Consider the following 25646-nt stretch of genomic DNA (forward strand, 5'->3'; position numbering starts at 1 on the left):
TACAAAGCCAAAGTTGAATCGGCCATCAATTTCTCTGCGACCTTTCAAAACATCGGGCGCCACCTCAATTGGATCTACCCTTCGATCCTTTTGATTATGCCGGAGCCGACAAGCCGATCCATTTCCATAATCTCAAACCGATCCCCCACTGAAATATCATCACCAAAATGCTCCCAACTGGGAAATGAAATCTTTGCGGAGATGGTTTCACCCGGGAAGTGCAACGCGTCATCCTCGTAACGGTGAAACCCACTGATCAAATAATCGACACCCTCAAACTTGTGGTGTGGAGCATATCCACTTCTCACCCCGCCATGTTTGGGCCGATCAACTTCTGAAAGAAGAAGAATTTCGGCAAGAACTTGAAATTTTTGCATTCGAGCATCCTTCCTTAAAGTCAAAATGCGTGGTCATCCCCCTGGTCGCCCCGCCGCCCTCGTCCCTTAAACTCGCCCGCGCCCACGACAACGCTATCCCGCCCATGAAGAGCACCAAGACCGCCCGCCCGTCATCCAAGGTGACGCTGGGCATGGTCGCCGAAGCGAGCGGGGTTTCGCCGAGCACCGTCTCGCGCATCCTCAACGGCACCGCCGTCGTCAGCCAGGAAAAGAAGGACGCCGTCGACCGCGCCATCGCCGAGCTCGGCTTCGTCCCCAACCCGATCGCGCGCGTGCTCGCCGGCGGGCGCTCGCAGAGCGTCGGCGTCGTCACCCAGTCCATCGACAGCCCCTATTACGGCGTCGCGCTGCGCGGCGTCGAGGAGGTCCTCGACGCCGCCGGATTCATCCCGCTGTTCGCCAGCGGGCATTGGAACGCGAAGGAAGAACAGCGCTGCATCGACACGCTGCGCGCGCGCCGCGTCGATGGGCTCATCGTGCTCACCGGCCGGCTCAGCGATGAGGCGCTGCGCAAGCTCGCGAAGGAACTGCCGGTCGTGGTCACCGGACGGACGCTGAAGGCGCAGGGGTTGTATTCGCTGAACTTCAACGACTTCGAAGGCGCGCGCCTGGCCACGCATCATCTGCTCGCGCAGGGGCATCGCAAGATCGCGTTCATCGCTGGAGACCCGGTCCACCCCGATGCGCAGGAGCGGCTGCGCGGGTATCGGGCGGCGCTGGAGGCAGCGGGAGTCAAGTACAAGCCGGCACTGGTGCTGCCGGGCATGTTCCATGAAGAGAGCGGGTTGATGGCGGTTGAGCGGCTCATCGACAGCCGCGAGCCGTTCACCGCGATCTTCGCGGCCAACGACCAGATGGCGTTCGGGGCATCGCTGGCGCTGTATCGGCGGGGACTGCGCGTGCCGGAGGATGTGTCGATCGTCGGATTCGATGATCTCGCGGGCGCGGCGCATTGCATTCCGCCGCTGACCACCATCCATCAGGCTGGGCTCGAGCTCGGGCGCTGCGCTGCGCAGGCGCTGCTGGACCTGCTCGCGGACAAGACGCCGACGGCGCAGCTCCCGGAGCCTCGGCTGATCGCGCGGTCGTCGACACGGGCGATTTGAGCTTCGCGGCGCTGCCGTACTTCGAAGACCCCTCTCCCCTGCCCTCTCCCCGCAAAGCGGGGCGAGGGAGTTGCATGCTCGGCACTCTGCCTACTCGCGGGGAGAGGGATTCATTCGACGCTCAATGCTGCGAAGTCAACTCCCTCGCCCCGCGTGCGGGGAGAGGGCAGGGGAGAGGGGCATCGACTCACAGCGCGAAGCGCTGCTGGACTGAAGGCCAACGGCCTTCCTAGCGATAACCCTGTTACGTTCCTCCGTTGACATCGATACCATGAAAGCGCTTTCATAACGACGCGAATGACGGAGACAAGCAGCATGCGGCAGTGGGTCCGATGGATCTCGGCGGTGGCGTTGACCCTGGGCATGAGCCTGGCGGGGCCGGGCGTTGCCATCGCGGAAACCACCCTGACGGTCGCCGCATTCCCCGCCATCGACGAGATCGTCCGCTCCGCCCTCCCCGCATGGCGCGCGCAGCATCCCGACGTGGAGGTGAAGATCGTCAGCCGCGAGCTCAATGACCACCACACCGCGATGACCACGGCGCTCTCCACCGCCAAGGGCCTGCCGGACGTGATGGCCCTGGAGATCGGCTATCTCGGCCGTTTCGCTCAGGGCACCGGCCTCGAGGACCTGTCCAAGCCCCCTTACGAGCTCACGCGCGAGCGCGACCGCTTCACCGCCTACGCCTTCGATCAGGCGACCACGCCCGCGGGCGCCGTGCTCGCCGTGCCGACGGACATCGGCCCGGGCACGCTGCTCTACCGCGCCGACCTGCTCGCGAAAGCCGGCCTCAAGGAGACCGACCTCACCGCCAGCTGGGACGGCTACGTCGCCGCCGGCGTGAAGCTCAAGGCCGCGACCGGCGCCTACCTGCTGGCCCATGCCCGCGACATGAAGGACATCCTGATCCGCACCGGCCTGCAGCCCGGCGAGGGCCTCTACTTCGACAAGGACTCCCGCCCGCTGGTGACCTCCGCGCGCTTCGTCCGTGCCTTCGAGCTCGCGCGCGCCGTGCGCCGCCAGCAGCTCGATGCCAAGGTCACCGCCTGGTCCTCCGACTGGACCGAGGGCTTCAAGCGCGGCGGCATCGCGACGCAGATGTCGGGCGCCTGGCTCGCCGGCCACCTCAACAGCTGGCTCGCCCCCGGCACCCGCGGCAAGTGGCGCGCGGCGCAACTCCCCGAAGGCGCCTTCGCCGCCTATGGCGGCACCTTCTTCGCGATGGCCCGCCACGGCGACGCCGCCCGCAAGCCCCTGGCCTACGAGTTCATCCGCTTCATGACGACGAACCGCGCCCAGCAGCTCGCCGCGTTCAAGGCGCAGGACGCCTTCCCCGCGCTGGTCGACGCCCAGACCGATCCCTTCTACGACCAGCCGCTGCCCTTCCTCGGCGGCCAGGCCGCGCGCCGCGACTGGCGCGACGCCGCCGCCCACATCCGCGCCTTCCCGGTCCACAAGCAGGACGCCTTCGCCCGCGAGGTCATCGACACCGAGCTCGACAAGGTCCTCGACCGCGACAAGGACATCGCCACCGCGCTCGCCGACGCGCAGCGGCTGCTCCAGCAACGCGCCCGCCGCTGACCCGGATTCCGACGATGAGCTTGCGCCTCCCCTCCGCCCTGCGCCTGTCGCCCCGCCACGCGCCCTACGCGCTGCTCGCGCCCTTCCTGCTGCTGTTCGCGGTCTTCGGCCTGTTCCCGCTGCTGTTCTCGCTCTACCTGGCCTTCCACAGCTGGGAGCCCACCAGCGGCCTGGCCGCCATGCACTGGGTCGGCCTGGACAACTTCGCCTTCGCGCTGCAGGACGAATGGTTCTGGAAGTCGCTGCGCAACACCGGCTGGCTCGCGATCGCCTCGGGCGTCCCGCAGCATCTGGTCGCGATCCCGCTCGCCACCTTCCTGCACCTGGCCTTCAAGCGCTGGCGCAATCCGATGGTCGGGGCCTACTTCCTGCCCTACATCACCTCCTCCGTCGCCATCGCGATCCTGTTCAGCTCGCTGTTCTCCACCGACTACGGCCTGATCAACCTCGCCCTGGCCGCGCTGCGCGAGATCCCGCTGCTCGGCCACCTGGTGCCGCAGGCCGCGGTCGACTGGCTCAACGACCCCGACGCGCTCAAGCCCGCCATCTCGATGATCGTGTTCTGGCGCTACGTCGGCTTCAACGTCGTGCTCTACCTGGCCGCGCTGCAGACCATCCCGCCCGATCTCTACGAGGCCGCGACCATGGACGGCGCCAGCCGCCTGCAGCAGTTCTTCCACATCACGCTGCCCAGCCTGCGCCCGATGATCTTCTTCGGCGTCACGCTCAGCGTCATCGGCGGCCTGCAGCTGTTCGAGGAGCCCTTCATCCTCACCGGCGGCAAGGGCGGCTCCGACCAGGCCGGCATGAGCGCCGCGGTCTACCTCTACCGCAACGCCTTCGACTTCAACGACTTCGGCGCCGCCAGCGCGATGTCCTGGCTGCTGTTCTTCATCGTGGCCGCGCTGACGTGGCTGACGAACCGCGCCTTCCGCCGCAAGGGCGACTGAGGCCCGAGCCCGACCATGAGCACCACGATGCCCGCCCCCTTCGACGCCGCCGCGCCGCGCGCCGCCCAGCCGCCCCGCATGACCGCCTGGGCCGCCTACCTGCTGGTGGGCGCCGGCGCGCTGATCATGCTGGCGCCGTTCTATTTCATGTTCGTCTTCGCGACGCACTCGCGCACCGAGATCTTCAGCCTGCCGCCGCCGCTCTGGTTCGGCGACGACTTCCTGAACAACGTCGCGATCCTCACCCAGCGCCTGCCCTTCTGGCGCAACCTCGGCCTGAGCCTGTATGTCGGCGTGTGCAACACCGCGCTCACGCTGCTGTTCTGCTCGATGGGCGGCTACGCCTTCGCGATGTACGAGTTCCGCTTCAAGAAGGCGCTCTTCGGCCTGGTGATGGGCACCATGCTGCTGCCCAGCTTCATGAACATGATCCCCAGCTTCATGATCATGGACCTGCTCGGCTGGATCGATCAGCCGCGCGCGCTCTACATCCCCGGCGCGGCCAGCGCCTTCGGCATCTTCCTGATGCGCCAGTTCATCAGTTCCGCGGTCCCGCGCGAGCTGGTCGAGGCCGCCCGCATGGATGGCTGCGGCGAGCTCGGCATCTACGCCCGCATCGTGCTGCCGCTGCTCAAGCCGGCGCTCGGCACGCTGGGGCTGATCACCTTCATCTCGTCCTGGAACAACTTCATCGGGCCGCTGGTCGTCATGCGCTCGCCCGACATGTACACGCTGCCGCTGGCGCTGCGCAGCCTGCAAAGCCCCGTCGACACCGAGTGGGGCGCGCTGATGGCGGGCTCCGCCATCGCGACGCTGCCGCTGATCGTGCTCTTCGTCCTGTGCTCGCGTCAGCTCATCTCGGGCCTGACCGTCGGCGCGGTGAAGTGACGCCCGGCGCCCGCCCCCGCATCCGCATCCGCATCCGCATCCGCATCCGCATCCGCATCCCGCCTTCCAACAACCATAAGCACGCCTGCCCCGATGTCATCCTCCACCCTGCCGACCGCCTCCGCCAAGCGCTTCCCCGACGACTTCGTCTGGGGCGTCGCCACCAGCGCCTTTCAGATCGAGGGCGCCCATGACGCCGACGGCAAGGGCCCATCGATCTGGGACAGCTTCTGCCGCCAGCCCGGCGCGATCGCCGACGGCAGCAGCGGCGACGTCGCCTGCGACCACTACGCGCGCTGGGAGCAGGACCTGGACATGATCCGGGACCTGGGCGTGCAGGCCTACCGCTTCTCGGTGTCGTGGCCGCGCGTGCGCCCCAGCGGCGATGGCGAATGGAACGAGGCCGGCCTGGCCTTCTACGAGCGGCTCGTCGACGGCCTGCTGGCGCGCGGCCTCAAGCCCTACCTGACGCTGAACCACTGGGACTTGCCGCAGGCGCTGCAGGACATCGGCGGCTGGGGCAACCGCGCCACCGTCGAGCGCTTCGTCGAGTACGCCGTCGGCATCGCCAGGCGGCTGGGCCACAAGGTGGTCTCGATCGCCACGCACAACGAGCCCTGGGTGGTCGCGCAGCTCGGCCACGAGAGCGGCGTCTTCGCGCCCGGCTTGAAGGACCGCCGCCTGGCCGCGCAGGTCTCGCACCACCTGCTGCTCAGCCACGGCCTGGCCGTGACCGCGATGCGCGAGCTGCGGCTGCAGGCCTCGCTCGGCATCGTGCTGAACATGGCCCCGATGTATCCCGCCACCGACTCCGACGCCGACCGCGCCAAGGCCCGGCTCGAGGACGGCAAGCTGCGCCGCTGGTACATGGATCCGCTGTTCAACGGCCACTACCCGCGGGACGTGATCGAGCACCTGGGCGACGACGCGCCGTGCATCGAGGACGGCGACATGGACCGCATCCGCGTGCCCATCGACTTCGTCGGCATCAACTACTACTCGCGCGGCATGGCCAGCGCGGACGGCAGCTTCGACGCCAGGACCAGCGGCCTGGAGCTCACCGACATGGGCTGGGAGGTCTACCCGCAGGGCCTGACCGACCTGCTGGTGTCGGTGCATCGCGACTATCCGGCGGCCCGGCGCCTGTACGTGACCGAGAACGGCGGCGCCTTCCCCGATCCGGTCGGCGCCGACGGACGCGTGCACGACGCCGACCGCACCCGCTACCTGGACACGCACATCGCCGCCGTCGGCGACGCGATCGCGCAGGGCGTGCCCATGGGCGGCTACATGGTGTGGAGCCTGATGGACAACTTCGAATGGGCGTCCGGCTACGAGAAGCGCTTCGGCATCGTGCACGTCGACTACGCGACGCTGCAGCGCACGCCCAAGGACAGCGCGCTCGCGTACCGCGACTTCGTGCTGCAACGGCGCGCCGGGCGCCAGGGCTGAGCGGGAGCACCGTCATGGGACAAGTCACGCTGCGCGGCATCCGCAAGCGCTACGGCGATCACGAGGTCATCCAAGGCCTGGACCTGGACGTGCGCGACGGCGAGTTCATGGTCTTCGTCGGCCCGTCGGGTTGCGGCAAGAGCACGACGCTGCGCATGATCGCGGGCCTGGAGGAGATCAGCGGCGGCGACCTGCTGATCGACGGCCAGCGCGCCAACGACCTGCGCCCCGCCGACCGCGGCGCGGCGATGGTGTTCCAGAGCTACGCGCTCTATCCGCACATGACGGTGGCCGAGAACATGGGCTTCGCGCTGAAGATGGCCGGCGTGGGCCGCGCCGAGCGCGAGGAGCAGGTGCGCCGCACCGCCGAGGTGCTGCGCATCACCGAGCTGCTGCAGCGCACGCCGAAGCAGCTGTCCGGCGGCCAGCGCCAGCGCGTCGCCATCGGCCGCGCGATCGTGCGCAAGCCCAAGGTCTTCCTGTTCGACGAGCCGCTGTCCAACCTGGACGCGGCGCTGCGCGTGGACATGCGCATCGAGCTCACGCGGCTGCATCAGCAGCTCGGCACGACCATGATCTACGTCACCCACGACCAGGTCGAGGCGATGACGATGGGCGATCGCATCGCCGTCTTCAACCAGGGACGCATCGAGCAGCTCGGCGCGCCGATGGACCTCTACCGCCATCCGGCCAACGAGTTCGTCGCCGGCTTCCTCGGCGCGCCCAAGATCAACTTCATCGAGCGGCCCGACGCCAACACGCCGGGCGCCGCGCGCCAGCTGTGGGACGCGCTCGGCGGCGCCGCGCGGCCAGCGGCGAAACGCCTCGGCCTGCGGCCCGAGCACCTGCGCCTGGCCGCGCCAGACGAGCCGGCCGCCGTGCCCGCCACCGTCGCGCTCGCCGAGCACCTGGGCGATGTCTCGATCCTGCATCTCAAGGTGGACGGCCTGCCCGGCCTGATCACCGCCAAGCTGCCCGCCGGCGCGGCCTCGCTGCACGACGGCGACGCGGTGCGCCTGCTCGCCGACGCCAGCCATGCGCTGGCCTTCGATGCGGAGGCGCGCGCGCTCGAGCCACGCGCCGCCCTGGCCGCCAGCGCCACCGCCGCCGCCTGAAGGCGGCTCCCCTTTCCGCAGTACCCCGCGCCGCTGTGGCGCGGATCCCTCGCTAGGGAAAGTCAGTAGAGGACCCGGAGCCGAAGCGGATAAATTCTGAAAGCGCTTTCAGACGCATCCGGCAACGCGACCGGCACCAGCTTGCCCTGCATCATTCGGGCCCGCCATCGAGGGGGGTCATGGCCAAGACTGAGAGAACAAGGAGACAAATGAAGCACGTCCACCCCACCCGACAGCGGCCCGGCCGCGGTCCGCAGCGCCAGCCGGTGGCCGCCGCCTGCGCCCTGCTGTTCCTCGCCGCCGCCGCGCACGCGCAGCAGGCGCCCGCCGCGCCTGATGCCGCCGCCTCCGACGCGCAGCGCAAGGCCGATGCGCAGATCGACACGGTCGTCGTGACCGGCATCCGCCAGTCGCTGGACACCTCGCTGAACCTCAAGCGCCAGCAGCGCGGCGTGGTCGACGGCATCGTCGCCGAGGACATCGGCAAGTTCCCCGACACCAACCTGGCCGAATCGATGCAGCGCATCTCGGGCGTGTCGATCGACCGCTCGATGGGCGAAGGCTCCAAGGTCACGGTGCGCGGCGTCGGCCCCGACTTCAACCTGGTGCTGCTGAACGGCCGGCAGATGCCGGCCTCGACGATCGCCGACACCGGTCCGTCCAACTCGCGCGCCTTCGACTTCGCCAACCTGGCCTCGGAGTCCATCTCCGCGCTGGAGGTCTTCAAGACCAGCCGCGCCAGCACGCCCACCGGCGGCATCGGCGCGACCATCAACATCAAGACCGCGCGCCCGCTCGACACCAGGAAGACGGTGGCCAGCATCGGCGTGAAGGCGGTGCATGACGCGGGCAACTCGCGCCTGCCGGACAACCTCAAGGGCGACAGCGTGACGCCGGAAGTCTCCGGCATCTACAGCTCGACCTTCGCGGACGGCAAGTTCGGCATCGCGCTCAGCGGCAGCTTCCAGAAGCGCGACCTGGGCTACAACAGCGCCGGCGTGCCCAATGGCTGGCTGCCGTTCCGCGGCGACGAAGGCGGCTGGGGATCGATCCCGCAGGCCGGCCAGCCGGGCTCGGAGCGCATCACGAACCGGCCGGGTCCCACCGATGTCTACTCGGTGCCGCAGAACCTGAACTACAACATGAACGGCGTGAGCCGCGAGCGCACGAACGGCCAGCTGACGCTGCAGTTCGCGCCGGTCAAGTCGCTGGTGGCGACGGTGGACTACACCGCGTCGCAGAACAAGATCCACACGCGCCGCAACGACGTCTCGGCCTGGTTCAACTTCGGGCCGTCCACCAGCTCCTGGACCCAGGGGCCGGTCTCGGCGCCGCTCACCTACAGCGAGATCATCGACGCCACCAAGAGCCCCGCCGACATCGCCATGGGCGGCGCCGACTTCGCGGTGAAGAACAAGAACCAGTCGCTGGGCTTCAACCTCGACTGGAAGGCGAGCGACAAGCTGCGCTTCGAGTTCGACGCCCACCACTCCACGGCCACCTCCGGCGCGGACAGCCCCTGGGGCACGAACAACGTCATCGGCACGGCCAGCTACACGCGCGGCACCACCACGGTGGACTTCAGCCAGAAGCTGCCGGTGCTGATGATCGATGGCGTGGCCGATCCGGCGCTGCAGAAGGTCACGGGCTCGTCCTTCCGCAACAGCTACATGAAGTCGCAGGTGGACCAGCAGCAGCTGCGCGGCAACTGGAAGATCAGCGACGAGTCCAAGCTGGACTTCGGCCTGGGCCTGTCCAAGGTGCGCAACCGCTCGGCGTATTCCAACGTCCAGCTCGACACCTGGGGCGGCGCCACCAGCGAGGCCGACTACCCGGACAACGTCTGGCAGCAGCAGAACCTGCACGACTTCTTCGGCAACATCTCGGGTGGCGGCGATCCGCGCCTGTTCAGCCGCTTCTACACCTTCGACTTCGCCACGGTGCGCAACCTCGCCGCGGCCGCCGCGGCGGCGGCCAAGGCCAAGGATCCGAACAGCCCGCTGTCGGCCGACAAGTACCTCGCGTCCAGCGTCTTCGACACCGACCGCCGCACCAGCGAGAAGTCCACCAGCGCCTACGCCGAGTACACGCACGAGTGGGAGCTGTGGGTGCCGATGAGCGCCACGATCGGCATGCGCTACGAGAAGACCAAGGTCACCTCGAGCGCGCTGGTGCCGATCGCCACGGGCATCAGCTGGGGCTCCAACAACGAGCTGACGGTGAAGAAGGGCACGCCCGGCTTCACGACGCTGGACGGCAGCTACAAGTACTGGCTGCCCAGCATCGACTGGGACGCGGACCTGACCGACAAGCTCAAGCTGCGCGCGAGCTATGGCACCTCGCTGGGCCGGCCGGGCTGGGACGCGATCCAGGGCGGCCAGACGCTCAACGACCTGGCCCGCATCAACGGCGGCACCGGCGCGCAGGGCAACCCGGCGCTCAAGCCGCTGAAGTCCAAGAACATCGACTTCTCGCTGGAGTACTACTACGCGCCCTCGAGCTACGTGGCGGCGGGCTACTTCCGCAAGAACATCTCGAACTACATCGGGTCGACGCTGGTGAACATGACCCCGTTCAACCTGCACACCCCGATCGGCGGCAAGTACTACCAGGCGGCGCAGACGACCGGCGCCTGCAATGGCGACATCACCTGCATCCGCGACTACATCCTCAACAACTTCAACGGCCAGCCGGGCGTGACGAAGACGGGGACCGCGAACGGCCATGCGACCGGCGACATCGTCGGCCAGCCGGACGATCCGGTCGCCAACTTCCAGATCACGGTGCCGGCCAACACGCGGTCCAACAGCCTGAGCGGCTTCGAGCTGAACGTGCAGCACGCGTTCGGACGCAGCGGTTTCGGCGTGGCGGCGAACTACACCAAGGTCAAGTCGGGGCTCAAGTACGACAACATGAGCTTCGACCAGCAGTACGCGCTGGTGGGGCTGAGCGACTCGGCCAACCTGGTGGGCTTCTTCGAGAACAGCACCTTCAGCGTGCGCGTGGCCTACAACTGGCGGGACAAGTTCCTGGCGGCGGTCAATGACGGCAACACGCTGGGCCGCTCGGCGCCGATCTACACGGAGCCGTACTCGCAGGTGGACGTGAGCCTGGGCTACAACTTCAGCGACCGGCTGAGCTTCCAGGCGGAAGTGATCAACCTGGGCGACTCGGTGCTGCGCCAGCACGGCCGGACCTCGGAGGAGGTGTTCTCGGTGACGCAGACCGGACGCCGCTACATGCTGGGCATGCGCTACAAGTTCTGAGCTCGCCGGAAGGTCTCCTGGCGTTTCCCGGCGCGCGGCGTCCTCACCGATCCGCGCGCCGGGCCATTTCCGGCGACCTGGCCTCCAGACTTCTCCTCTTCCGCGGCGCGTCCCGTTCGACCACGATTGCCCTCATGACCACAGTCCTCCTGAACGGCCGCGACCACGGCGCAATGCGCGTCGTGACCCGCCCTGGCAGCGCCTACGGCGACGCGGCGATGAGCGCGCCGCTGTTTCCCGCGGAGTTCCGCAACGCGCAGGCGCATTACCCGATCGTCTTCCGCGACGACGGCGGCGGCCTGCATCCGGTGGCGCTGTTCGGCCTGGCCGAGGGGCGCAACCTGTTCCTCGCGCAGTCCGGACCGGACACGGTCTGGGACGCGCACTACCTGCCCTGGTCGGTGGAGCGCCAGCCCTTCATGATCGGGCGCGGCGGCGGCCCTGGCGGGGACGGCGAGCTGCAGCTGCACGTGGACCTGGCGCATCCGCGCGTGCGGCTGGCCGAGGATGGCGACACCGCGCTCTTCGATGCCGACGGGCGTCCGACGGCCCACGTCGAGCGCGCCGCCTCGCTGCTGCGCGCGATCCACGAGGGCATGCTGGCGCTGCCGGCGTTCATGGACGCGCTGCTGACGCACCGGCTGGTCGAATCCTTCGTGCTGGACATCGAGTCCGGCGAGGGCGCGATCACGCGCATCGCCGGCTTCCACGCGATCCATGAGGAACGGCTGGCGGCGCTCGACGGCGAGGCGCTGGCCGCGCTGCAGCGCGCCGGCCACCTCGAGCCGATCTACATGGCGGTGGCGTCGATGTCGCAGCTGCGCGGCCTGATCGAGCGGCATCGCCGCCAGGGCGCGTGAAGCCGATCCGCGAGATCGCGGCCGCGCCAGGCCGGCTGCCCGAGGGCCTGCTGGAGGCCGCGCAGCCCGTCGTGCTGCGCGGGCTGGTCGCGCATTGGCCGATGGTCGAGGCGGCGCGGCGGTCCGATCGCGCGGCGGTCGACTACCTGCGCCAGTGCTGGCGCGACGAGGCGGTGGCGATCATGACCGGGCCGCCGGAGATCGACGGCCGCTTCTTCTACAACGACGACCTGACCGGCTACAACTTCGGCCGCCAGGACGCGCCGCTGCCGGCGGTGCTGGAGGCGCTGCTGGAGCTGCGCCGCGATCCGCGGCCGCCCTGCTTCTACATCGGCTCGACCTCGGTCGACACCTGCCTGCCGGGCTTTCGCGCGCGCAACGACCTGGACGTCGGCCATCCCGATCCGCTGGTGAGCGTGTGGCTGGGCAATCGCAGCCGCATCGCGCCGCACTACGACGTGCCCGACAACATCGCCTGCGTGGTGGCGGGACGGCGCCACTTCACGCTGTTCCCGCCGGAGCAGCTGCCCAATCTCTACGTCGGCCCGCTCGACTTCACGCCGGCCGGTCAACCGGTCAGCCTGGTCGATCTGAAGCGGCCCGACTTCGTGCGCTACCCGCGTTTCGCCGAGGCGCTCGCGCACGGTCAGGACGCGATCCTGGAGCCCGGCGACGCGCTCTACATCCCCAGCATGTGGTGGCATCACGTGGAGGCCCTGGAGGGCTTCAACGCGCTGATCAACTACTGGTGGCGGCAGTCGCCGGAGCACATGGACTCCCCGGTGACGGCGCTGATGCTGGCGCTGCTGACGATGCGCGACCTGCCGCCGGCGCAGCGCCGGGCCTGGGAGGGGATCTTCGGCCATTACGTCTTCCATGCCGACGGCGAGACCGCGGCGCATGTCCCCGAGCACGCGCGGCATGCGCTGGCGCCGCTGACCGATGACGGCGCGCGCCATCTGCGCGCGCACCTGATCCAACGCCTGCAACGCTGAGGAGCGCCCGATGAGCCAGGACCCGATGAATCGCCGCCCGGTGCGGCGCGTGGTGATCGCCGGCGGCGGCACCGCCGGCTGGATGGTGGCGGCCTGCCTGTCGAAGACGCTGGGACGCGGGCTCGACCTGACGCTGGTCGAGTCCGACGAGATCGGCATCGTCGGCGTGGGCGAGGCGACGATCCCGACGCTGCTGACCTTCAACCACCTGCTCGGCATTGCGGAGCAGGAGTTCATGTCGGCGACGCAGGCGACGTTCAAGCTCGGCATCCAGTTCGAGGGCTGGCGCGATGTCGGCGAGGACTACATCCACTCGTTCGGCACGACCGGCACCGACCACTGGACGGCGGGCTTCCAGCACTTCTGGCTGAAGGGCCGCGAGCGCGGGCTGGCGACGGCGTACGGCGACTACTGCCTGGAGCTGCGCGCGGCGCAGGAGCAGCGCTTCGCGCACCTGCCGCGCGCGGGGATGAACTACGCGTTCCACATCGACGCGACGCTCTATGGCCGCTACCTGCGCCGCTTGAGCGAAGGCCACGGCGTGAAGCGCGTCGAAGGGAAGATCGCCGAGGTGCTGCGCCACGGGCCCGAGGGGGACCTGCGCGCGCTGCGCCTGCAGGATGGCTCGGAGATCGAGGGCGATCTCTTCATCGACTGCACGGGCATGCGCTCGCTGCTGCTGGGGCAGACGCTGGGGGTGGGTTATCAGGACTGGTCGCACTGGCTGCCGTGCGACAGCGCGATCGCGGTGCAGACGGCGTCGGTGCGCGACGCGGTGCCGTACACGCGCTCGATCGCGCATCCCTGGGGCTGGCAGTGGCAGATCCCGCTGCAGCACCGCGTGGGCAACGGGGTGGTGTTCAGCAGCCGCTACACGGATGACGCGACCGCGCAGGCCGCGCTGATGGGCAACATCGAGGGCGAGGTGCTGACCGCGCCGCGGGTGATCCGGTTCAAGCCGGGACAGCGCGAGGTTGTGTGGAAGCGCAACGTGGTGGGCGTCGGGCTGTCGAGCGGGTTCCTGGAACCGCTGGAGTCGACCAGCATCCACCTGATCCAGCGCAGCGCGATCCGGCTGATGCAGATGTTCCCGAAGGACGGGATCCGGCAGTCCGACATCGACGAGTACAACGCGCAGATGGCCGATGAACTCGAGCACATCCGCGATTTCATCGTGCTGCATTACCACGTCACGAAGCGGACGGACTCGCCGATGTGGCGGGACATGCGGGAGATGGCGCTGCCGGAGTCGCTGCGGCACCGCATCGAGTTGTTCCGCGAGACGGGGCGGGTGTTCCGCGCGCCGAATGAGCTGTTCACGGAGAACTCATGGATCCAGGTGATGCTGGGCCAGGGGCTGATGCCGGAGCAGCATCATCCGATCGCGGATCTGATGGACGACCGCGAGCTGGGCGGCTTCCTTGGGGAGATGCGCGAGCGCATCGAGCACACGGTGCGGCAGCTGCCGACGCATCAGCAGTACGTGATGCGGTATGCGCCGGCGGTGACGCCGAAGGCGGCGGCGGCGGCCTGACCCTCGCCCTTGCCTCAAGAAACTCCCTCGCCCCCCGCGAGGGGGGAGAGGGCAGGGGAGAGGGGGTGCTTCGAAGGGCAGCAGCGCTGTGGCACGAGCCCCCTCTCCCCTCCCTCTCCCCGCGGGGGCGAGGGGGTAATACGGGCGGCGCTCGATCGTCTGACCCCCTCGCCATCCAGCGCGTCACTTTCTGAGCAGGACGTCACGGACGAATCGGCGCGGATCGGCATCTTCGCCACAACCCTCCTGCTTCTTCTGAGCCGGACTTCACAAATTCCTGTGCGACGGACCTCTTTCGCTATCCGCACAGCGAACCAACCGCTTTACACAGCAGAAAATTTCTCGCGCCGCGGACCGTCTCCGGTCGCTGGCCCCAGAAAGCACAAACCAAGCGAAAGAGCTGCCCCTATGAAGATCCAGAACCGATCGACCGCGACCGCGGCCCTGGCGTCCGCCGCCCTCCTGCCCGTGCTGCTCGCGGCCTGTGGCGGCGGCGGTGGCGACTCCTCGTCGCCCGCGCCCAACCCGGCGCCCCAGTCCCTCGTCGTCACCGGCACCGCCGCCACGGGCGCCGCCCTGGCCAGCGCCTCCGTCAAGCTGACCTGCGCCACCGGCACCGCCACCGTCACCGCGTCGGCCACCGGCACCTTCTCCGCCACCATCGCCAACGGCGCCCTGCCCTGCGTGCTGACCGCCACCAGCAGCGACGGCAAGACCGAACTCCACTCCGTCGCCGCCGGCACCGGCAGCGCCGCCACCACCGTCAACATCACGCCGCTGACCGAGCTGCTGATCGCCCGCCTCGCCGGCGGCGATCCCAAGACCTTCGTCTCCGGCTTCGCGGCCAACACCGCCATCTCCGCCAGCGACGTCGCCGCCGCGCAGACCGCGCTGCTGCAATCGCTCACCAACGCCGGCCTCAACACCAGCGCCGTCACCGACATCGTCGGCGGCTCGCTGACCGCCGGCAGCGGCGCCGGCTACGACGGCGTGCTCGACAAGCTCGGCACCCTGCTCAAGGGCGCGAACGCGGCCCTCTCGGACCTGGCCGGCGCCGTCGCCTCCAGCAACAAGTCCGGCAGCGACACCACCGGCTCCGTGCTGGGCACCGTGCTCGCCGCCGCCCCCGGCGACTGCCCCGGCTTCAAGACCGGCACCCTGCGCGTGCTGGACCTCACCGGCGCCAAGTACTCGCTGATGAAGGTGGACACCACCGCCATGACCGTCACCGGCACCGACGGCACCTTCCCGCTGACCAAGAACGCCGCCTGCGACTACAAGATCGGCAACCCCGCCGGCACCCGCGCCCTGGTCTCGCGCTCGGGCATCGTCATCTTCACTTCCGGCATCGGCACGGGCGGCCAGGTCGGCGTCGCCTTCCCCGAGCAGAAGCTCGAGGTCGCCGCGCTCGCGGGCAATTACGACTTCGTGAACTACGACGTCACCGGCTACGCCGGCTTTGGCGACACCGTCTTCACCGCCGACGGCAAGAACGGTCTGTCGCACAACTGCAATGGCTACGGCGCCTGCGCCGACGACGCGCAGACCAAGGGCCGCCTCGTGGCCAACGCCAATGGCGGCTTCGACTATGCCGACGACCCGCAAGGCGACCACGCCCGCGTCTTCGCCTTCCGCAACGCGTCGGGCCGCAACTTCCTGGTCGCGCAGCATGACGACGGCGCGGTCACCGTGCTGGCCGCCAAGGACAAGCTGGCCCTGCCGGCCGTCAGCCGTGTCGCCGGCTACTGGCAGCTGAGCGTGAACAGCGCCGGCCTCAGCACCACCGTGGCCGACGCCAACACGATCACGGCCGCCGATCCGGTCACCGGCCTGGTGAGCCGCAGCTTCGCGAACGACAGCCACACGGACAAGCTCACCTACAACGCGCCGTATGACGGCATGCGCTACCGCGCCGCCAACGCCTGCCTGAGCTCGACCGGCGGCGCCTACGCCTGCAACGCCGTGGTGCAACTGCCCTACGGCGGCGTGCAGGTGGCCGTCAGCGCCGACCCGACGAAGAACTTCGTCACCGTGACCGTCGACAAGCCCTGATCCCCAGGGACTGCCCGATCGCAGCGCCAGCCGGCGCCGCGTCGGGCCGATGAACACTGCGCGCCGGGGCGGGCGGTGTCCGGAACCGGACGCCTCCCGCCCCGGCGGCATTTGAGGATCACTTCAGTTCGAAGCGGTCCAGGTTCATCACCTTGGTCCACGCGGCGACGAACTCCTGAACGAAGCGTTCCTGCGAGTCATCGCTGGCATAGACCTCGGCCAGCGCGCGCAGCTGCGAGTTGGAGCCGAACACCAGATCCGCGCGGGTCGCGGTCCACTTCAGCTGACCCGTTGCGCGGTCACGGCCTTCATAGCGCTCGGCGGCCTCGGAGGTCGGCTTCCAGGCGATGCCCATGTCGAGCAGCGTCGAGAAGAAGTCCGTGCTCAGCACGCCGGGCCGCGTGGTGAGGACGCCGTCGGGGCCCGTGGTCGCGCCAAGACTCCGCAGGCCGCCGACCAGCACGGTCAGTTCCGGCGCGCTCAGCGTCAGCAGCTGGGCCTTGTCGATCAGCAGCGCCTCGGCGGGCACGCTGTAGCTCGTCTTCAGGTAGTTGCGGAAGCCATCGGCGATGGGTTCCAGCACCGCGAAGCCCTCGACGTCCGTCTGCGCCTGCGACGCATCGACGCGGCCCGGCGTGAACGGCACCACCACCTGATGGCCAGCCTCCTTCGCCGCCTGCTCGATCGCCGCGGCACCGCCCAGCACGATCAGATCGGCCATCGAGACCTGCTTGCCGCCGGCCGCGGCGGCATTGAAGTCGCGCTGCACCGTCTCGAGCGCGGACAGCACCTTGGCGAGCTGCTCCGGCTGGTTCGCCTCCCAATCCTTCTGCGGCGCCAGACGGATGCGCGCGCCGTTGGCGCCGCCCCGCTTGTCGGAGCCGCGGAAGGTCGAGGCGCTGGCCCACGCGGTCGACACCAGCTCGCTCACCGTCAGGCCGAAGGCGAGGATCTGCGCCTTCAGCGCGGCGATGTCCCTGGCGTCGATCAGCGCGTGGTCGACGGCCGGCAGCGGGTCCTGCCAGAGCAGGTCCTCGGCCGGCACTTCCGGACCGAGATAGCGCGACTTCGGGCCCATGTCGCGGTGGGTCAGCTTGAACCAGGCGCGGGCGTAGGCATCGGCGAAGGCGGCCGGATCCTGGTGGAAGCGGCGCGAGATCGGCTCGTAGACCGGATCCATGCGCAGCGACAGGTCGGCGGTCGTCATCATCGGCGCGTGCTTGCGCGACGGATCGTGGGCGTCCGGGATCATGTGCTCGGGCTTGACGTCCTTGGCCACCCACTGGTGCGCGCCCGCCGGGCTTTTGGTCAGCTCCCACTCGTAGCCGAACAGCATGTCGAAATAGCCGTTGTCCCAGGTCGTCGGGTTGGGCTTCCATGCCCCCTCGATGCCGCTGGTGGTCGTGTGCACGCCCTGGCCCGATTCGAACTGGTTGAGCCAGCCCAGCCCCATCGCCTCGAGCGGCGCGGCCTCCGGTTCCGGACCGACCAGCTTCGGATCGCCGGCGCCATGCGCCTTGCCGAAGGTGTGGCCGCCGGCGACCAGCGCGACGGTCTCCTCGTCGTTCATGCCCATGCGGCCGAAGGTGTCGCGCACGTCGCGGCCCGAGGCCACGGGATCGGGGTTGCCGTCCGGGCCTTCCGGGTTCACGTAGATCAGGCCCATCTGCACGGCGGCCAGCGGCGTCTCCATCTGGCGCTCGCCCGAGTAGCGGCTGCCCGGCTTGTCGCTGGTGGCGAGCCATTCGGTCTCGGCGCCCCAGTAGACGTCCTCCTGCGGCGCCCAGATGTCCTCGCGCCCGCCGGCGAAGCCGAAGGTCTTGAAGCCCATCGATTCCATCGCGACGTTGCCGGCCAGGATCATCAGGTCGGCCCACGACAGGCGGTTGCCGTACTTGCGCTTGATCGGCCACAGCAGGCGGCGGGCCTTGTCCAGGTTGCCGTTGTCGGGCCAGCTGTTGAGCGGCGCGAAGCGCTGGTTGCCGGCGCTGGCGCCGCCGCGGCCGTCGGCGCTGCGGTAGGTGCCGGCGCTGTGCCAGGCCATGCGGATGAACAGGCCGCCGTAGTGGCCCCAGTCGGCCGGCCACCAGGGCTGCGAGTCGGTCATCAGCGCCGTCAGGTCGCGCTTCACCGCGGCGAGGTCGAGCTTCTTGAATTCCTCGGCGTAGTTGAAGCCGGCCGGCATCGGGCTGGTGTCCGGCGTGTGCTGATGCAGGATGCGCAGGTTCAGCTGATTGGGCCACCAGTCGCGGTTGGAACGGGTGCCAGCCGAGGCCGGGATGCTCTTCTTGCCCGAGAACGGGCACTTGCTTTCACTGCTCATGAGGTCTCTCTCTGTGACGGGGTCTCTGGTGGAACGGGGAACGGAGGGTGAGGATGGATCAGGCGAGCCGGCCTCACCACTCTCGGATGGCAGAGCGCGAGCTGGGGGATCACGATCCGGCGATGGGGCCAGGTGTTGCGGGATGGACGAAGTCTCTTCACCCGCGGGCCGGTGGTCCAGTCGATTGCGCTTATGACGGTCATAGGAAACCTTTCGAGACCGGCCCGGGGCGAAACATCGCCCCATGACACGGTGGCTTCACGCGGCTGTCTTTCTGCAACCAAAGAATCACGCGCTTCACGACCTCCTCAGGGGCGCTTCATGAGCACGACATCCCGCCGGTCCTTCCTGACCGCGGCGGTCGCCGGCATGGCCACGAGCCATTCGTTCGCGCAGACCCTCCGCCAGGCGCTGGCCACGCCGGCCAACAACGCCACCGGCAGCCTCGCCGACATCGAGCACGTGGTCATCCTGATGCAGGAGAACCGCTCGTTCGACCACTATTTCGGCACGCTGTCGGGCGTGCGCGGCTTCAGCGATCCGCGCCCGATCGCGCTGCCGACCGGCCAGCCGGTGTGGATGCAGCCGGGCAACACGGCCGGTTCGCAGGTGCTGCCCTACCACTTCGACATCCGCAACACCAATGCGCTGCGCGTCGGCCTGGACCACAGCTGGAAGGGCACCGAGGCGGCGTGGAAGGACTGGAACGCGTGGATCGCCAAGAAGTCGCCGCGCACCATGGGCTACTTCGACCGCAGCGACCTGCCCTTCTATTACGCGCTCGCCGACGCGTTCACGGTCTGCGACGCGTACCACTGCTCGATCTTCGGCCCGACCGATCCGAACCGCTTCTACGCGCTCAGCGGGCACAGCAACGGGGTGATGACGGGCATCGCCGATTCGAAGCTCTACAACGTCACGAATGGCGTCTACAACGCCGACATCGCCAACGACAACCCCGCCGCCAAGGGCAACGAGTGGCAGACCTATGCCGAGGTGCTGGAGGCGGCCGGCGTGAGCTGGGAGGTCTACCAGGAGTGGGACAACTACGGCGACAACTACCTGCAGTACTTCAAGAACTTCCGCGTCGATGCGAACGGCCAGAAGCTGACGAGCGCTTCGCCGCTGTACCGCCGCGGGCGGGCGATGGCGGCGGGCTCGACGCAGGCCAACGCCGCGGGCACGACAGGGCAATGGCTGATCGATCAGTTCGCCGCCGACGTGCGCGGCGGACAGCTGCCGCGCGTGTCCTACATCTGCGCGCCGTCCGAGTACTGCGAGCATCCGTCCGACACGCCCAATGCCGGCGAGAACTTCACCGCGCGGCTGCTGCAGGCGCTGGTGCAGTCGCCGGAGGTCTGGTCGAAGACGGCGCTGATCCTGACCTATGACGAGAACGACGGCTTCTTCGACCACATGCCGTCGGTGATGGCACCGCTGAACGCGGACCGCGGCCGCGCGACGTTGGCCAACGCGACGCAGGGCGAAGTGGCCGGCGGCCAGCCGGTCGGCCTGGGCCCGCGCGTGCCGACGATGGTGATCTCGCCGTGGAGCAAGGGCGGGCGCGTCTGCTCGCAGCTGTTCGATCACACCTCGCTGATCCGCTTCACCGAGGAGTGGCTGGTCAACGGCAAGGGCTATGCGCGCTCGAGCGTGCAGTGCAATGGCATCTCGCCATGGCGGCGCGCGGTTTGCGGCGACATGACCAGTGCCTTCGACTTCAAGTCCGGCGGCACTGACTTCCCATCGGGCGTGCCGGCGACGGCGGTGTACTTCAAGGGCTGGGGCACGAAGGACGCGCTGCCGCCGGCCAATCAGAGCCTGCCGCGCCAGGAGAAGGCGGCGAGCGGCGTGCCGCGCCGCGCGATGCCGCTGCCTTACCGCTCGGCGGTCGAGGGCATCGCGGCGACCAACGCGCGCCAGTTCGCGCTGAGCTTCGCCAACGAAGGCAGCGCGACGGCCGCGTTCATCGTGTACTCGACGCTGCGCGCCGATGGTCCGTGGCACTACACCGTCGAGCCGGGCAAGCGCATCGACCAGGAGGTCTGGAACTGGGGCAGCGCCGGCATGCAGCTGGCGGTGCACGGCGACAACGGCTTCCTGCGCGAGTTCCGGATGAGCTTCGACGGCATCGGCCGCCTGGCCGCGGCCAGCCTGAAGGAACAGCCGGCCAGCGCGAGCGTCACGCTGACGCTGCGCAACGCGAGCACGCAGCCGATGCGCTTCCGTGTCGCCGACAACGCGTATGGCGACAAGGCGGTGGTGACCGTGGACGTGCCCGCGGGATCGAGCCGCGATCACGTGCGCGCCGTGACGGCGAGCTTCGGCTGGTACGACCTGCTGGTCACCATCGACGGCGACAACGCGTTCCAGCGGCGCCTGGCGGGCCATGTCGAGGGCGCGGGACTGGACTACACCGATCCAGTGCTCAACGGCCTCGCGCAGGTCACCTGGAACGCGCCGCCGGTGCTGCCGCCGGGCACGCCGCAGGCGACGTTCAAGGCCGACGCCGACCGCGTGCGCGTCAGCGGCAGCGTGTCGGTGAGCTGGACCGGATTGCCTGCCGGCAACACGCACTGGATCGGCCTGTATCGCGTCGGCATGACGCCGGGCGGCCCGGGCTCGCTGAAGTGGAACTACGTCGCGAGCCCGTCGGGATCGCAGGTGTTCTCGCTCGCGGGGCAGCCCGAGGGCGACTACTTCCTCGGCCTGTTCCTCAACGATGGCTACGGCGAAGCCGCGCCGCGCCTGCCGGTGAAGGTGCGCAGGAACGGCGATGTCAACGGCGATGGCGCCGTCACCGCGGCCGACCGCGACACGCTGCGCAACGCGATCGGGAGCTGTGCCGGCGACGCGCGCTTCGAGCCGCTGGCCGACATGGATGGCGACAAGTGCGTCACGCAGGCCGACTACCGCGTCTGGTACCAGCTCTTCAGCGCCCAATGAGGATGACCATGAACTTCAAGCCCTTGCTCGCGATCGCCGCGCTCGCGCTCTCTTCCCTTTCGGCGCAGGCCGCCACCGTGTCGCTCACGCCGGCCGCGCCGGCGACGGCCGGCCAGGGCGTGGATCTGCTGATCAGCGTCTCGGAGCCCTTCGCGGGGCTGGCGGCCGACGAAGAACTGCTGTCCTTCGGCTTCCGGCTGAGCTACGACCCGGCGCGCCTGTCGTTCTCGAGCTTCACGCCCTCGGCGGGCTGGGACGACGACAGCGGATGGCTGGGCGCGGGACAGTTCGGCGGCTCGGCGTTCCCCGGTGTCGCCAACAGCGGGCAGGGCTCGCTGCTGCTGGGCACGCTGCACTTCGACGCGCTGCAGGGCGGACTGGCGCAGATCAGCCTGATCACCGATCCCGGCAACCTGAACCACGGGCTCAACTTCCTGTGGAGCGGCGCGCAGCCGCTGAATGCGTCGATGGACCTGCCGGTGGCGGCGGTGCCGGAGCCGGCGTCGGCGCTGCTGGCGGCGCTGGGGCTGGCCGCGCTGGGATTGATCACGCGGCGCCGGAGCGCGGCGCGCTGACGTTCAGACCGGCATTGGCGTGACCACGCTCAACACCCAGGTCACGCCGAAGCGATCGCTCAACATGCCGTGGAGCAGCGACCCGCCGAAGGGGCCGAGCTCCTGCTGGATCGATGCACCTTCCAACAAGCGTTGCCAGGCTTGGCAGGGGTGAATGGACCGATCCCGGCACACCATGTGGAGTGATCGGACTCCCCCAAATGTAGGAATCGAATTGACCGCCCCTGGCAGCAGGGACTGCTGACGCATGCTTCGCGCCATGAGGGCCGTTGCGCCGTTGGTACAGGGGTGAAATTCACCCGGCTCAGGCGACCGCAGAATTTCCGAATCGCCGCGATGGTTTGCGGCGAGTCGCTGCGAGGATCGCCGTGCCACGCCATCAAGAGATCACCGTTGAACAGCGCTATTGGTGGCGTATCGCCCTGGAACGTCGGCTGCGGCAAAGCGGAGGCGACGCCTTCCAGCGCTTCTTCTCTGAAGTGATGCGCCTGCGGCATGGCGAAGACTTCGTTCAGGTTCGTCCATTCGGCAAGCGGGGCGACAAAGGCTGCGATGGCTACCTTCGCTCGACGGGTCAGCTGTTCCAGTGCTTCGGCGCCTTGAACGGCCAAACGAATCAAGTCGCGAAGCTGGTCCGCAAGATCAACGATGACTTCATTGCCGCCATGACCAAGGTTCCGGATCTCTTGAGGGAGTGGCACTTCGTCCACAACCTGATTGATGGCATGCCCATCGAGGCGGTGGTCAAGTTGAAGGAGATCGAGCGCGCGCATCCTGCGCTCAAATTCGGCTTCTTCGGGCTTGAATCCTTCGCCGAGGCCGTCTTCGCGCTCGGTCTGGATGGCTTGGCCACATTGCTTGGGCCCGCAGCTTCGCGGGAGGACGTTGAGAGCATCGATGTCACGGTGCTGCGATCGCTGATCCGCGATCTTGAAATGGCCGCGGAGGCCATCGACTTCCGCCCTCTCGACCTTCGTCCGGCGCCGATGGACAAGCTCAACTACAACCACCTTCCCAATCATTGGAAGATGCTGATCACCGGAGGATGGATGAACACTTCGCTGCTCATCGAGCGTTTCGCGCAGCCTGACCCGCCCTTGCTCGGAGACCGCATCGCGAAGCTATTCAGTGCCAAGTACGAGTACTTCAAAGCGCAGGGCCTTGCCCCTGGAGCCATCATGGCCGCGCTCTTTGATTTCGTGACCGGCATCGGCCACGTTCCGCCGCAACAGCAGGTCGCGGCCCAAGCGCTGCTGGCTTACTGTTTCGAGAACTGCCATATCTTCGAGCGCGAGCCAGACGGAGTCGCCCCATGATCCTTCCCACCAAATCCCTGAGGCCTGAAATGGCCCTGTTGGCGATCGGCGCGGACATCCTTGGTCAGTTGCATCACGCCATGCCCGTGTCCGAGGTCTGGAACCGAGTCCTCGCGGCCGACAAAGAGCGCACCCCCTCTCGGATTCAGTCGTTCGACTGGTTCGTCTCTGCCTTGACCCTGCTGTATGCAATCTCGGCGATCAGCTACAGCGACGGATTGATTCGCCGAGGAGCATAGAAATGAGCATGGAACCGCAAATGCCTGTTGATGCCAATGATGCGATGGCCGCCGCATGCTCGCCGGCTGCGCTGGGACACGCCACGCAGCGGGCCGCCGATCTGAAGGCCCGCTTCCAGACGGCTGTGCACCGATCGGTCGCCCTGAGGGATCGTCTCGCCCGGCTGCAAGCGGCGATGGTGTCCGATCGACCTCCGCAGCGCACCGATCTCCAACAGCTCTATTCAGCCGCTGGCGTCGAATTGCCCGGGGTCGCGCTACGCCGCTTCGAGGACGTCGAGGTCTTCTACGACTCCGTGGTGGCCAACCGGCGTGCGCATCTGGCGACCGAGCTCCGGCTGCTCATGGCAGAGGCGGAGGAAGTGGAGCACCAGGCGGTCGAAGCGGATCAGGCCCGGCGCGAAATTCTCAAGATGCTGGATGCCAACTGACGAAGCAACGCCTCGCCCGGCTCATGCCTCGCCCCCGCTCAACAGCGGGTCGATGCGCTTCTCATGCTGCCCAGGTCGGGTCGATGTCCGTGTCTGTGCGCAGCACCGTGCCGAGGATGTGCGGCTTGAGGCGGCGAGGCATCAGTGCGCTGCCTGCCGTTCGGCCTCGAGCCGCCTGAGCACCTCACGGATGGCGGCGCCTTCGCTGATCTGCGGATTGGAGTAGCCATCCTTCTTTCCGGCCTCCTTCTCGCGGACCTCGATCAGCTGGCGAGCCTTCGCATGCGCTTCGGAGAAGGACCTGCTGTCCTTGAGCGCGTCGACGTACATCGCCTGCCCGAAGAAGGTCAGCGGCGAGCGGGATCCGCAGCCGAAGGAGGTGTGATCCGCGTCGGCCGCCGTCATCACCAGCGTGCCATCGCCAGCCAGCGGCGCGATCCAGCTTCCCGAATAGCAGGCCGAGACCGAGATCACGCGCCAGCGGATGCCCGCCTCGTCGAGCCACTGCTTGATCAGCGCCGGCGTCACCGGATCGATCTTCAGCGGCCAGGACATCGTCGCCAGGCTCGCGTCCTTGCCGCCATGCGAGGTCAGATGAAGGAACAGCACGTCCTTCTCGCGATCCATCAGCGACGCCATCCGGTCGATGGTCCGTCGCAGGTTCGCCTGGGTGGCCCAGGGCAGCGTCTTCGAGGTCTTCTTGTTCAGCACGAGCTGGACCGTGCGGCCACCAGCGCCGAAGCGCTCGGCCATGGTCCGCGCGACGACCTCGCTCTCGTTCATGAAGACGTCCTCGCTCTCGTACGGCGCGTAGGTGACCGCGTACACGTTGACCCGGTCCGGCTGCGACGCCGGCAGCGACTTCAGCGCGTCGTCGATCACGCGGGGCTGGATCGCGAGGACGGTCTCGTCCACGACGAGGCCGGGGCCGGCATCGTCATCGGCCGCGCTGTCCTCATCCGCGCCGTCCTTTGATGCCGCCGCGGTGCGGTCCGGCCACCACACGATCATGGGCTGCGCCCAATCGGCGATCGCCAACGAGATCAGCGCCACCAGCACAGCGCCAGCGCGGACCCGCCATGCACCCGTGATCCGCCACAGCAGACGCAGGCTGCTCAGTCCACCCCAGACCGCCGGCAGCAGCCATGTCGCCCACCGCAGCGCAAGTGGCCATGCCATCGGATCGCCGAAGGCGAAGCGCAGCGCCAGGAAGGCCACGCCATCGATCACCGTGAGCGCGAAAGTGGCCGCGATCTGGAGGGTCACCAGCGTGCCGACGTCGGAAGCTTGCGCCTCGCCCGGCGCCGACCGGACCACGATCCAGGACATCCAGATCGACAGCAGCGACGCGAGCCAGCCGTTCAGCAGTCCGGTCCAATAGAACGTAGCCGGTCCGACGATGGCGATCCGCTGCAACGCGACTCCGTAGAGCACCGCCAGCATCGTCATCATGGCGGCCGCGAACGGCGTGCCGTTCAAGCCCTCCCATCGCGGCGCCCGGAACGCCAGCACCCGCGCGCCTTCGCGCGGCCAGTTTTTCGCAGCCATCGATCACCTTCCCTCAGCCCGCGCTCAAGCGCGGGTCGTTATCGGAAGCGAATCGTAGCGGCGCGTCAATG

19 protein-coding genes are annotated in these 25646 nt (G+C 68.3%); 16 read left to right on the forward strand and 3 right to left on the reverse strand.

Features of this window, described 5'->3' with window-relative positions:
• Positions 1-286: 286 nt before the first annotated feature.
• The 11 genes from ACEN96_RS24240 (at position 287) to ACEN96_RS24290 (ending at position 16197) form a co-directional block, all read left to right on the forward strand.
• Positions 287-1504, forward strand: a complete 1218-nt coding sequence (locus tag ACEN96_RS24240; protein ID WP_495585579.1) for a LacI family DNA-binding transcriptional regulator — start codon at positions 287-289, stop codon at positions 1502-1504.
• Between the two features lie 315 nt (positions 1505-1819).
• Positions 1820-3085, forward strand: coding sequence for an ABC transporter substrate-binding protein (locus ACEN96_RS24245; protein WP_495585580.1), 1266 nt, complete (start codon positions 1820-1822; stop codon positions 3083-3085).
• Between the two features lie 14 nt (positions 3086-3099).
• The gene (locus ACEN96_RS24250; RefSeq protein ID WP_495585581.1) at positions 3100-4035 is read left to right on the forward strand and encodes a carbohydrate ABC transporter permease; all 936 of its coding nucleotides are present in this window, start codon (positions 3100-3102) and stop codon (positions 4033-4035) included.
• A 15-nt stretch (positions 4036-4050) separates the two neighbouring features.
• Positions 4051-4923 carry a carbohydrate ABC transporter permease gene (locus tag ACEN96_RS24255; protein WP_495585582.1) on the forward strand — a complete coding sequence of 291 codons (873 nt, stop codon included), beginning with the start codon at positions 4051-4053 and terminating at the stop codon, positions 4921-4923.
• A 93-nt stretch (positions 4924-5016) separates the two neighbouring features.
• Positions 5017-6375 carry a GH1 family beta-glucosidase gene (locus ACEN96_RS24260; RefSeq protein WP_495585583.1) on the forward strand — a complete coding sequence of 453 codons (1359 nt, stop codon included), beginning with the start codon at positions 5017-5019 and terminating at the stop codon, positions 6373-6375.
• A gap of 14 nt (positions 6376-6389) precedes the next feature.
• Positions 6390-7490 (forward strand): ABC transporter ATP-binding protein, encoded by a 1101-nt coding sequence (locus ACEN96_RS24265; RefSeq protein ID WP_495585584.1) that lies wholly within the window; start codon positions 6390-6392, stop codon positions 7488-7490.
• A 209-nt stretch (positions 7491-7699) separates the two neighbouring features.
• Positions 7700-10756: a TonB-dependent receptor gene (locus ACEN96_RS24270; RefSeq protein WP_495585585.1), complete on the forward strand. Its 3057-nt coding sequence runs from the start codon at positions 7700-7702 to the stop codon at positions 10754-10756.
• Between the two features lie 134 nt (positions 10757-10890).
• Complete coding sequence (locus tag ACEN96_RS24275) at positions 10891-11616, forward strand: SapC family protein (RefSeq protein ID WP_495585586.1); 726 nt, start codon at positions 10891-10893, stop codon at positions 11614-11616.
• On the forward strand, positions 11613-12611 hold the full coding sequence (locus tag ACEN96_RS24280) for a cupin-like domain-containing protein (RefSeq protein WP_495585587.1): 999 nt from the start codon (positions 11613-11615) through the stop codon (positions 12609-12611). The genes ACEN96_RS24275 and ACEN96_RS24280 overlap by 4 nt, the downstream gene beginning before the upstream one ends.
• Positions 12612-12621: 10 nt before the next feature.
• Positions 12622-14145 carry a tryptophan halogenase family protein gene (locus ACEN96_RS24285; protein WP_495585588.1) on the forward strand — a complete coding sequence of 508 codons (1524 nt, stop codon included), beginning with the start codon at positions 12622-12624 and terminating at the stop codon, positions 14143-14145.
• 408 nt (positions 14146-14553) lie between these two features.
• Complete coding sequence (locus ACEN96_RS24290) at positions 14554-16197, forward strand: hypothetical protein (protein ID WP_495585589.1); 1644 nt, start codon at positions 14554-14556, stop codon at positions 16195-16197.
• Between the two features lie 118 nt (positions 16198-16315).
• Here the strand turns inward: ACEN96_RS24290 and katG are convergent, their stop codons facing one another.
• Positions 16316-18520: a catalase/peroxidase HPI gene (gene katG, locus ACEN96_RS24295; protein WP_495585590.1), complete on the reverse strand. Its 2205-nt coding sequence runs from the start codon at positions 18518-18520 to the stop codon at positions 16316-16318.
• 321 nt (positions 18521-18841) lie between these two features.
• On the opposite strand from katG, the gene ACEN96_RS24300 reads away from it, so the two are divergent.
• On the forward strand, positions 18842-21466 hold the full coding sequence (locus tag ACEN96_RS24300; RefSeq protein WP_495585591.1) for a phosphocholine-specific phospholipase C: 2625 nt from the start codon (positions 18842-18844) through the stop codon (positions 21464-21466).
• Positions 21467-21474: 8 nt separating this feature from the next.
• Positions 21475-22041, forward strand: coding sequence for a cohesin domain-containing protein (locus ACEN96_RS24305; protein WP_495585592.1), 567 nt, complete (start codon positions 21475-21477; stop codon positions 22039-22041).
• 3 nt (positions 22042-22044) lie between these two features.
• On the opposite strand, the gene ACEN96_RS24310 is transcribed toward ACEN96_RS24305, so the two are convergent.
• A complete protein-coding gene (locus ACEN96_RS24310; protein WP_495585593.1) occupies positions 22045-22170 on the reverse strand; it encodes a hypothetical protein in 126 nt (41 codons plus the stop codon).
• A 239-nt stretch (positions 22171-22409) separates the two neighbouring features.
• Between ACEN96_RS24310 and ACEN96_RS24315 the strand changes: the two genes are divergently transcribed.
• Genes ACEN96_RS24315 through ACEN96_RS24325 form a run of 3 tightly spaced genes read left to right on the forward strand, consistent with a single transcriptional unit; the run spans position 22410 to position 24027 of the window.
• Entirely contained in the window at positions 22410-23357 is a 948-nt protein-coding gene (locus ACEN96_RS24315; RefSeq protein ID WP_495585594.1) for an ABC-three component system protein, read from the forward strand.
• On the forward strand, positions 23354-23596 hold the full coding sequence (locus ACEN96_RS24320; protein WP_495585595.1) for an ABC-three component system middle component 6: 243 nt from the start codon (positions 23354-23356) through the stop codon (positions 23594-23596). The genes ACEN96_RS24315 and ACEN96_RS24320 overlap by 4 nt, the downstream gene beginning before the upstream one ends.
• A gap of 2 nt (positions 23597-23598) precedes the next feature.
• Complete coding sequence (locus ACEN96_RS24325) at positions 23599-24027, forward strand: hypothetical protein (protein WP_495585596.1); 429 nt, start codon at positions 23599-23601, stop codon at positions 24025-24027.
• 141 nt (positions 24028-24168) lie between these two features.
• Here ACEN96_RS24325 and ACEN96_RS24330 read toward each other — a convergent pair whose 3' ends face one another.
• On the reverse strand, positions 24169-25575 hold the full coding sequence (locus ACEN96_RS24330; RefSeq protein WP_495585597.1) for a C13 family peptidase: 1407 nt from the start codon (positions 25573-25575) through the stop codon (positions 24169-24171).
• Positions 25576-25646 lie beyond the last annotated feature (71 nt).

The organism is Roseateles sp. Mitsp63 (assembly GCF_059491535.1).

Coding starts and splice junctions, on each gene's coding strand:
- ACEN96_RS24265 (WP_495585584.1), top strand. CDS start 6,390: ATGGGACAAGTCACGCTGCGCGGCATCCGCAAGCGCTACGGCGATCAC.
- ACEN96_RS24250 (WP_495585581.1), top strand. CDS start 3,100: ATGAGCTTGCGCCTCCCCTCCGCCCTGCGCCTGTCGCCCCGCCACGCG.
- ACEN96_RS24300 (WP_495585591.1), top strand. CDS start 18,842: ATGAGCACGACATCCCGCCGGTCCTTCCTGACCGCGGCGGTCGCCGGC.
- ACEN96_RS24325 (WP_495585596.1), top strand. CDS start 23,599: ATGAGCATGGAACCGCAAATGCCTGTTGATGCCAATGATGCGATGGCC.
- ACEN96_RS24275 (WP_495585586.1), top strand. CDS start 10,891: ATGACCACAGTCCTCCTGAACGGCCGCGACCACGGCGCAATGCGCGTC.
- ACEN96_RS24330 (WP_495585597.1), bottom strand. CDS start 25,575: ATGGCTGCGAAAAACTGGCCGCGCGAAGGCGCGCGGGTGCTGGCGTTC.
- ACEN96_RS24320 (WP_495585595.1), top strand. CDS start 23,354: ATGATCCTTCCCACCAAATCCCTGAGGCCTGAAATGGCCCTGTTGGCG.
- ACEN96_RS24255 (WP_495585582.1), top strand. CDS start 4,051: ATGAGCACCACGATGCCCGCCCCCTTCGACGCCGCCGCGCCGCGCGCC.
- ACEN96_RS24270 (WP_495585585.1), top strand. CDS start 7,700: ATGAAGCACGTCCACCCCACCCGACAGCGGCCCGGCCGCGGTCCGCAG.
- katG (WP_495585590.1), bottom strand. CDS start 18,520: ATGAGCAGTGAAAGCAAGTGCCCGTTCTCGGGCAAGAAGAGCATCCCG.
- ACEN96_RS24245 (WP_495585580.1), top strand. CDS start 1,820: ATGCGGCAGTGGGTCCGATGGATCTCGGCGGTGGCGTTGACCCTGGGC.
- ACEN96_RS24260 (WP_495585583.1), top strand. CDS start 5,017: ATGTCATCCTCCACCCTGCCGACCGCCTCCGCCAAGCGCTTCCCCGAC.
- ACEN96_RS24290 (WP_495585589.1), top strand. CDS start 14,554: ATGAAGATCCAGAACCGATCGACCGCGACCGCGGCCCTGGCGTCCGCC.
- ACEN96_RS24285 (WP_495585588.1), top strand. CDS start 12,622: ATGAGCCAGGACCCGATGAATCGCCGCCCGGTGCGGCGCGTGGTGATC.
- ACEN96_RS24305 (WP_495585592.1), top strand. CDS start 21,475: ATGAACTTCAAGCCCTTGCTCGCGATCGCCGCGCTCGCGCTCTCTTCC.